This is a genomic window from Wolbachia endosymbiont of Drosophila baimaii, assembly GCF_028982185.1.
GTDB classification, from domain to species: Bacteria; Pseudomonadota; Alphaproteobacteria; order Rickettsiales; family Anaplasmataceae; genus Wolbachia; species Wolbachia pipientis.
Genome location: NZ_JAPQLE010000126.1, coordinates 1 through 8,759, shown reverse-complemented (window position 1 = coordinate 8,759; position 8,759 = coordinate 1). Strand labels below are relative to the sequence as shown.

The window sequence follows — 8,759 nt, the reverse complement described above, 5'->3', positions numbered from 1 at the left end:
TTATTTAGATAAAAATCTAGATGTAGATGAAGTTTTGTAAAGACATACAGTATCTATATACTGCAAAAAATTGAACATAAGACGCCGATATATTAAGTAACCCTTACCTTTTAATCTGCAGATTGGCGAAAGCAAATACAATAGCTCCAGTTTCATGATAAGGGCGCTGGCGAAGGGCGTCAAGTAAGTTTTTTCGTTTCTATTCCCAATAAAAGTTTGTTATATGGTTATGCAAGAAGTTTAATACTCATAGTTTCAAGCATATACTGAAATATCTCATTAGCAATTGCAACATCTTGGCGTGGGGCTTTGCCGTGTTCTATAAACACAGAGATTGCATAGCGCGGGTTATGGTAAGGGCCATAGGCGATAAATAACTTATGACTTTCGCCCTTAGAGTTTATTTCTGGTGTACCGGTTTTGCCGGCAATTTGTATACCGCTTAGCCCTTTCTTATAGGTTCCAGTTTTAGAATTCACCACGTCAAACATAGCTTTTCGAACTATGCTAAGATGCTCACAATCCACATCAATATCGGGAAAATCTTGTATTGTTTCATTCATCTTAATGCGGGGAATTACCTCTTTTCCTGTTGCAATCCTCGCTGCAAGAACTGCAAGCTGTAGTGGTGTTGTAAGCATATACCCTTGTCCTATAACTAAGTTGATAGTGTCACCTAAATACCACTGCGAATATAGCTTTCGTGTACGCCAATCTCTATCTGGCAACAATCCCGGAGCTTCTTCTTTAAACGTTCCAATCAGTGGCCCACTTCCAATACCAAATTTTCTGGCCATTTCTACTAGAGAGTCTACACTTATTTTTTTCCCTATATTATAAAAGTAAGTGTTGCATGATAATGCCATTGCCTCATTTAAAGATACATACCCATGGACTTTGCTTTTCAGACAACGAAATTTCCGCTCACCTATTTTCATATAGCCCTTGCACGAGAATTTCTCTTCTGGTGTTATTATCCCGTCTTTTAAACCCGCAAGCGCAACTATTACTTTAAATATTGAACCAGGTGGAATTTGATATGATAACGCACGATTCACGAGCGGCAATGAAGGAGCATTCAAGCTCTCCCAAGTCTCATTTGATAGCCTGCTAACAAAAAGATTATTATCGTAAGAAGGTGAATTATATAATGCTAAAATTTCTCCATTATTTACATCAATTACCACTGCGGAGCCTTGGTGATCTTTAAATACCTCTGCGGTTTTCTCTTGCAGATTAATATCAATTGTCAGTTGTACATCTTGTCCGTCTTGTTGTGGTATGCTTGATAATTCTTTTATGACGCGTTTTTTAGAATTTATTTCCTGCTCAGATTTTCCTGACTTGCCTTTCAATATATGATCATATGTATATTCAATACCGCTGATTCCTACTTCGCTTATGCCTTGCTGTCTTTTTGTATATCCGATTACATGAGAACACATTGAACCAAACGGGTAATAACGTTTATAAAGAGCAGTTATTTTTTCTGACGATTTTGCTATTTTAGACTCGACTTCTGATAATGTCTGCAAATCAACTTCCTTACCAGAACCATCAAACAAAACAACATACGAAATTTTGTTTACCGCAAGTTCAATGCTATTCCTATCTAAAATTTTGCCCCGCTTAGGCATAATAGTAGCAACTCTTATTCTATTACTATTAGATAGTGCTTCGTACTTTTGTCTGTTTCGTATTTGTAAATTATATAACCTGCAACTAAAAACCGCAGAAATGGTAAGCTGAATACCACCTAATATGAATGCTCTGCGGTTAAAGACTTTGTTTTTTGTCCACATAACATTCCTTCAAAACGCACTTTTTTCCCCTCTTTTATTGTTACACTTCTGGCTTTTACCGTATTACAAACCCTTTTTTCCCACTCACTTAAGGTCACAAACTTATAACCTGATTTTTTTAGTATTTTAATAATATGAGGTAAAGCTTCAATTGTGTTTGACCTGTTATTGTGATCATGAAACAGTATAACTGCTCCATTATGTACATTACTTAAAACTCTTTCAACTAAAGTTTCTGGCTTATCACCTTGCCAATCTAGCGAATCAACTGTCCATAATATTGAATACATATTTAATTGATCAGTATTTTCAATCAGATTATCGTCATAACATCCATATGGCGGACGAAACCATTTTACATCTTGTTTTATTGCATTTTTAATTGCTGTATTTGTCTTTTCCAATTCTTGCAATTGTTCCTCACTTGAAAGTGATGTCAACTTCCTATGCGACCAAGAGTGATTGCCTAACTCATGACCTGATTCATGAATTTTCTTTACTATTTCAGACGTTTTTTCATTTATACGTTCACCAAGCACAAAAAATGTTGCTTTTGCTTCATAGCTTTCCAGAACATTAATAATATCGTTTATTCTATTGTTGGAAGGTCCATCATCAAACGTAAGCGCAACAAACTTATCGTCGTTATTCAATAATTTTTTTATATTACTTAAATTTCTATATGATAGATCTAGATTACAACTGAGCCCACAGTATGGTAAATTAAAATTACAATCACTACAAAAAGCCGTACTTGAATATAGTAAGAAAAAAGTGATTATCCTTATAAACATTTGTAATCAGCAAAGTGATAGAATACTACACTTTTTTGCTAAGTTAAGCCATCTTTAATTGCTGTAGCCTTTACTTCATCGCTTCTTTAATATATTGTATTAACAATTTTATATAATATATTATGATTGCAAATATAAATACCGTTGCGCTTCAGGGAATTAGCACAGTAAATGTCAATGCACAAATTCATATGGCAAATGGTATTCCAGCTTTTAATATTGTTGGATTGCCAGATAAAACTGTTGCGGAATCCAAAGAACGCATCAGAGCAGCGTTAAATTCAATCAATCTACTACTACCTCCAAAAAGAATTACAGTTAATCTCTCCCCTGCGGATTTGCTGAAAGAAGGCAGTCATTATGACTTGGCTATTGCTATTGGACTACTTGTTGTAATGAATGTGATACCAGTTGAAAAAGTTCAGTCTTATATAATCATGGGTGAACTGGCTCTTGATAGCAGAGTTATTCCAGTTTCAGGTGTGCTGCCAACAGCAATTAATACAAAAAAGGACAACAAAGGAGTAATTTGCCCGAGAGGAAATGGTGTAGAAGCTGTATGGGTGAAGAATGTTTCAATTCTGGCTATAGAGAAATTAACTGATATTATCAGACACTTTAAGGGTGAGCAATTAATTCAGCCAGTAATTTTTAATTATAGTGATGCACCCAAAGAAAAAAGATTGGTTCCCGATATGAAGGATATCAAAGGCCAAGTTGTTGCAAAAAGAGCAGCTGAAATTGCAGCAGCAGGTGGGCATAATATGCTTCTTGTTGGCCCTCCTGGTACTGGAAAATCAATGCTTGCTAAGCGCTTTATAGGATTGCTGCCTGATTTAACCGAACAGGAGATGATTGATGTTAATATTATTTCCAGCATAACAAAAACTGGTAATGAAATATTCAAAGTAACTCGTCCCTTTCGTGAACCTCATCATTCATGCTCTATGCCAGCGATGATAGGGGGAGGAAAGAATGCAAAACCTGGAGAAATTACCATGGCTCACAATGGCGTGTTATTCCTTGATGAGTTGCCAGAATTTCCAAGACTTGTGCTTGATTCTCTGCGCCAACCACTTGAAGATAGAAAAGTTACCGTTGCAAGGGCAAATGCTCACACAACCTACCCTGCAAATTTTCAACTGATTGCTGCAATGAACCCTTGCAGGTGCGGTTATTTAGGTGATGCAAGCAGATCGTGCAACAAAGCTCCAAAGTGTGGCACAGATTACAAAAACAAAATATCAGGCCCATTGCTTGATAGAATAGACATATGCATTGAAATGCCAAACGTTAGCATACTCTCTCCTGAAATCTCTGTGGAGGGAGAAAGTACTAAAATCATAAGAGAAAGAGTGATAGCAGCAAGAAAAGTTCAAACTGAGCGCTATAGTGAATTAAATATTCGTTGCAATTCAGAAGTAAGCGGTGAAGCATTTAATAAATTTACTGAACCAGATCAGGCAGGGTTAGAATTGCTAAAATACGTACTGAAAGAAAATTACATTTCCAATCGAGGCTACACACGCGTATTAAAAGTTGCAAGAACTATTGCAGATCTTGCAAAAAGTGAAGAAGTAAAAAGAGCACACATTGCTGAAGCGCTCAATTACAGAATAAAGGTATATTAAAAAATTAGTTTACTTGACAGGCAATTTTTTTTACTATATGCTTCCTTAATGAAATTTTAACATTCTATTTAAGGAGTAGAGTTATGGCATTAACAAATTATGAGTATAGAAAAGGGGATGGCATTTTTCATGCTATTTCAGAAGGATATATACGAGCTGAAAAATACTGGGGAATTCCTGGTGCTGCTGGTGGAGCTGGTCAGTACGCTATGCATAATAAAGGGAGAACAGCATTATTTCCGCTTGCAGTTGCAAGTGTTGTCTTTACAGCAATGCATATGAAAGCAGGCTTTGTTAGTGCAGCAGAAGCTTCTGGGTTTCTTGCTAAGACTGCCAGTTACTTTGTTGGAACAAATCAAGCAATAGCTGCTTCATTACCTGGATTTATCGGAACAGGTGTTGCTGGTCAGATAGTTGCGGGTGCCATAGTGGCAATTGCTGCAGCTGCTGTTCTTTATGGAACATATCAAATTGCCTCAAAATTAAAAGATGTTGCGGTTGAGGCATTGAAAGGGGAAGAGAAAGTTAATAATCTTTAACAAAATAAAAAGGGATAGGTTTCTGTCCCTTTTTATAAACGTTTTCTATTTTTTGCATCGGTTAAGTGATGTCATCTAAGAATCTAGTTATTATAATTAACTGCACTTATTAGTATAAATGTTAAGAATAAGTAAATCCCGTTTACTGTTTACGCCTATAGAAGTGAAAAGTATTTGCATATTATTAAAAAAGCGGTAACTTGTTATCAAGTGAATTCGCTAAATTTGAGTAATTTAAATGTCTATTGATCTTAGTCTGCCGGAGTTACCTATATTGCACCCAAGGATTACCGTTGTGGGAGTGGGTGGTGCTGGTGGAAATGCTGTGAATAACATGATCCAATCTAATTTGCAAGGAGTAAATTTTGTTGTCGCAAATACCGATGCTCAAGCACTAGAAAAGTCGTTATGTGATAAAAAAATTCAGCTTGGCATTAATTTAACTAAGGGGCTTGGTGCTGGTGCTTTACCTGATGTTGGCAAAGGTGCAGCAGAAGAGTCAATTGATGAGATTATGGAGCATATAAAAGATAGTCATATGCTTTTCATCACAGCAGGAATGGGCGGTGGTACTGGAACCGGTGCAGCACCGGTAATTGCAAAAGCAGCCAGAGAAGCAAGAGCCGCAGTTAAGGATAGAGCGCCAAAAGAAAAAAAGATATTGACTGTTGGAGTTGTAACTAAACCGTTCGGTTTTGAAGGTGTGCGCCGTATGCGCATTGCAGAGCTTGGACTTGAAGAACTGCAAAAATACGTGGATACACTTATTGTCATTCCAAATCAGAATTTATTTAGAATTGCAAATGAAAAAACTACATTTTCTGATGCATTTAAACTTGCTGATAATGTTCTGCACATTGGCATCAGAGGAGTAACTGACTTGATGGTCATGCCAGGGCTTATCAATCTTGACTTCGCTGATATAGAAACAGTAATGAGCGAGATGGGCAAAGCGATGATCGGTACCGGAGAGGCAGAAGGAGAAGATAGAGCAATTAGCGCTGCAGAGGCTGCAATATCTAATCCATTGCTTGATAATGTATCAATGAAAGGTGCGCAAGGAATATTAATTAACATTACTGGTGGCGGAGATATGACTCTGTTTGAAGTTGATGCTGCAGCCAATAGAGTGCGTGAGGAAGTAGATGAAAATGCAAATATAATATTTGGTGCTACTTTTGATCAAGCGATGGAGGGAAGAGTTAGAGTTTCTGTTCTTGCAACTGGCATTGATGGTCGCAATAATAAATCAGAAACTTCACCTATAAGTCAGAGCGAAGACTCAGAGAAAGAGAAATTTAAGTGGCCATATAGTCAAAGTGAAAGTACGCAAGACAAAACACTGGAAACAAAACCAGCTGAACAGGTAAGCGAAGGAGCTAAGTGGGGCAGCAATATCTATGATATACCAGCTTACTTAAGAAGAAAAAAATAATGCAATTTTGGCTACTCAAGTCAGAGCCAAGTGAATACTCATGGCAAAAAATGGAAAAGGATCAGGTAGTTGAGTGGGATGGTGTGCGCAATTATCAAGCTCAAAATTACATGAAAATTATGAAAGTAAGCGATCTTGCGTTTTTTTATCATACAGGTAAAGAGAAAGCAATACTTGGAATCGTTGAAGTATTTAAAGGGTATTATCATATTAATGATCCCAAGTTCGGATTAGTGAATGTAAAGTTTTTGAAACCTTTAAATAACCAAGTAACATTAAATAATATAAAACAAAACCCTCTTTTGAAAAATATGGCTATATTAAAACAACCACGTTTATCAATTGCCCCAGTTTCGGAAATTGAATGGAATGAAATAATAAGGATGAGTGATGTGTAATACCTGTCATTTTAGTTCCTAAATGATGTCATCTCAGCACGCAACGCACAGCTGTATGAATATTTGTCTCGAAGGCAGTGCATTAAACGTTATAGCCGATTTTGCATCAAACACAAAGGTGTCATTCCAGTGCTTGACACTGGAATCCAGCCTTAATGCAACCACATTAAAGCCGTTGTGTTTTAATATAAGATTAGCTACTTTTATATTCACTAACTTGATGTCTAATCAAAATTCCTGGATCCCAGTGTCTAGGCACTGGGATGACATCCTTCTAGTGTACAATATTCGTACAGTTGTGTACATGACACAAGGGTCTATAACTCTTCTTTTTTGGATTCCAGTGTCAGCTATTTGCATGACACCCTTACTGATGTGTCACTCATGTTAGAAGTAAATATTCTTGACAAGAAATGGCGCAGCATTATAGAAAATCCTAAAAATTTTGTATTAGGTGTCATCAATGCTTCTCTAAAAGAATTAAAAATAGACCACTATAAACCAAATATATCAATAGCTCTGGCTGATGATGACTTGCTACATCAACTTAATTTAAAATTTAGAGAAATGGATAAGCCAACTAACGTGCTATCATTTCCGTATGAACAATTGTCTAATGAGTGCGATTTAGGAGATATAGCAATTTCAATAGACACAATAAAAAGAGAATCGCATGAGTATTGTATACCCATTCTTGCTCACATTGCACACATGTTAGTGCATGGATTACTGCATTTACTTGGTTATGATCACCAAAAAAAAGATGAAGAAATTATAATGAAAAATCTAGAAAGAGAGATTTTAGCTTCACTTGGCTACAATATGTGCACGATTTAAAAGGAATTTAATAAAAATATAGTAGATGATAATAAAATATGTTATCTACAAAGGGTTTTAGCTATAAACAATAAAAGGTAAGTGATATGGTTCAGTTTTCTTTGCCAAAGAATTCTAAAATTAATCAAAAGGGCAAAATTTATCCTATTCCTGCTAGAGCAAAAAACATCAGAAGATTTCAAATTTACCGTTGGTCTGCTGATGACGAGAAAAACCCTAGAATAGACACATTTTTTATTGATATGGATAATTGTGGCCCTATGGTACTTGATGCATTAATAAAAATAAAGGATGAAATAGATTCGACTTTAACTTTCAGACGTTCTTGTAGAGAAGGCATATGTGGATCTTGTGCCATGAATATTGACGGAACCAATACTCTTGCATGTACTAGATCTATACATGATATAAAAGGTGACGTAAAAATATATCCATTACCTCACATGCATGTAATAAAGGACCTAGTCTCGGATTTGAGCCAATTTTATGAGCAATACAAATCAATTAAACCTTGGTTACAAGCAGATAAGCCTGCCCTACCAAATAAAGAATACTCTCAATCTTCTGAAGATAGAAAAAAATTAGATGGCTTGTCCGACTGTATATTATGTGCTTGCTGTTCGACTGGTTGCCCAAGCTACTGGTGGAATAGTGATAAATTTTTAGGACCAGCAATACTATTACAAGCTTACAGATGGATTGCTGACAGCCGTGATAATAAGACAGGTGAAAGACTTGATGTTTTAAACGACCCATTCAAGTTGTATCGTTGTCATACAATAATGAATTGCACAAAAACTTGTCCTAAAGGACTTAATCCAGCAAGAGCAATAGCGAAAGTAAAACAGCTCATGGTAGAGAGAGAAGGAGTTTAAGTATTATCTTTTGCATTCTTCGTAAGAGAACAGCAAACCTTCCGAAGCATAGGGTATTGTTAATACCCTGAACGCTTTTCCATTCGTGAAATGCATCGTATCATCATACGATTCAAATAATTTTTTGAACAACTCATGTCTTTGATTACTAATAGTTTGAAAATCCTCTTTTTCTAAAAGCTTTTTAGATTCGCAGAGGTAAAGCATAACTTCATGATAAGTTGGGTAAGATGCCAAAAATTTTGGGTCAAATTGAAAGGTTTTTATAAAAGCATTATTATAAAATTTTAGCTTTTGATTCTTACTATATATTACTATAGCAACCGGTAACCTCTCAAGCAAATTTTTCTGTGTAGCTAAATATAGTTCTTTCCATAAAAGTCCGGATGTGATAGGATAAGGATAGATGATGATAAGGAGGTTGAATGCCAGCAGCATATAGTTATGA

The 8,759-nt window shown here is 36.0% G+C and carries 9 protein-coding genes and 1 pseudogene; 6 read left to right on the top strand and 4 right to left on the bottom strand.

Annotated features, from left to right (window positions below; all coding sequences use genetic code 11):
• Positions 1-227: 227 nt before the first annotated feature.
• Together OZD66_RS04465 and OZD66_RS04460 are read right to left on the bottom strand one after the other, a co-directional pair.
• On the bottom strand, positions 228-1,802 hold the full coding sequence (locus OZD66_RS04465; protein ID WP_182366996.1) for a penicillin-binding transpeptidase domain-containing protein: 1,575 nt from the start codon (positions 1,800-1,802) through the stop codon (positions 228-230).
• Positions 1,757-2,596, bottom strand: a complete 840-nt coding sequence (locus OZD66_RS04460; RefSeq protein ID WP_182366999.1) for a polysaccharide deacetylase family protein — start codon at positions 2,594-2,596, stop codon at positions 1,757-1,759. The genes OZD66_RS04465 and OZD66_RS04460 overlap by 46 nt, the downstream gene beginning before the upstream one ends.
• A 122-nt stretch (positions 2,597-2,718) precedes the next feature.
• On the opposite strand from OZD66_RS04460, the gene OZD66_RS04455 reads away from it, so the two are divergent.
• The 4 genes from OZD66_RS04455 (at position 2,719) to OZD66_RS04440 (ending at position 6,599) form a co-directional block, all read left to right on the top strand.
• Positions 2,719-4,227, top strand: coding sequence for a YifB family Mg chelatase-like AAA ATPase (locus OZD66_RS04455; protein ID WP_182367002.1), 1,509 nt, complete (start codon positions 2,719-2,721; stop codon positions 4,225-4,227).
• Positions 4,228-4,310: 83 nt separating this feature from the next.
• Positions 4,311-4,766, top strand: a complete 456-nt coding sequence (locus OZD66_RS04450; protein ID WP_182367005.1) for a hypothetical protein — start codon at positions 4,311-4,313, stop codon at positions 4,764-4,766.
• A gap of 238 nt (positions 4,767-5,004) precedes the next feature.
• Positions 5,005-6,201: a cell division protein FtsZ gene (ftsZ, locus tag OZD66_RS04445; RefSeq protein WP_010962790.1), complete on the top strand. Its 1,197-nt coding sequence runs from the start codon at positions 5,005-5,007 to the stop codon at positions 6,199-6,201.
• A complete protein-coding gene (locus OZD66_RS04440) occupies positions 6,201-6,599 on the top strand; it encodes an EVE domain-containing protein (RefSeq protein WP_182367008.1) in 399 nt (132 codons plus the stop codon). The genes ftsZ and OZD66_RS04440 overlap by 1 nt, the downstream gene beginning before the upstream one ends.
• A gap of 228 nt (positions 6,600-6,827) precedes the next feature.
• On the opposite strand, the gene OZD66_RS04435 is transcribed toward OZD66_RS04440, so the two are convergent.
• Positions 6,828-6,959 carry a hypothetical protein gene (locus tag OZD66_RS04435; protein ID WP_259348783.1) on the bottom strand — a complete coding sequence of 44 codons (132 nt, stop codon included), beginning with the start codon at positions 6,957-6,959 and terminating at the stop codon, positions 6,828-6,830.
• Between the two features lie 24 nt (positions 6,960-6,983).
• On the opposite strand from OZD66_RS04435, the gene ybeY reads away from it, so the two are divergent.
• Together ybeY and OZD66_RS04425 are read left to right on the top strand one after the other, a co-directional pair.
• Complete coding sequence (ybeY, locus tag OZD66_RS04430; RefSeq protein ID WP_182367011.1) at positions 6,984-7,436, top strand: rRNA maturation RNase YbeY; 453 nt, start codon at positions 6,984-6,986, stop codon at positions 7,434-7,436.
• 86 nt (positions 7,437-7,522) lie between these two features.
• Positions 7,523-8,311, top strand: a complete 789-nt coding sequence (locus OZD66_RS04425; RefSeq protein WP_182367013.1) for a succinate dehydrogenase iron-sulfur subunit — start codon at positions 7,523-7,525, stop codon at positions 8,309-8,311.
• 3 nt (positions 8,312-8,314) lie between these two features.
• On the opposite strand, the pseudogene OZD66_RS04420 reads toward OZD66_RS04425, so the two are convergent.
• Positions 8,315-8,759, bottom strand: a pseudogene (locus tag OZD66_RS04420) (hypothetical protein); the annotation flags it as partial.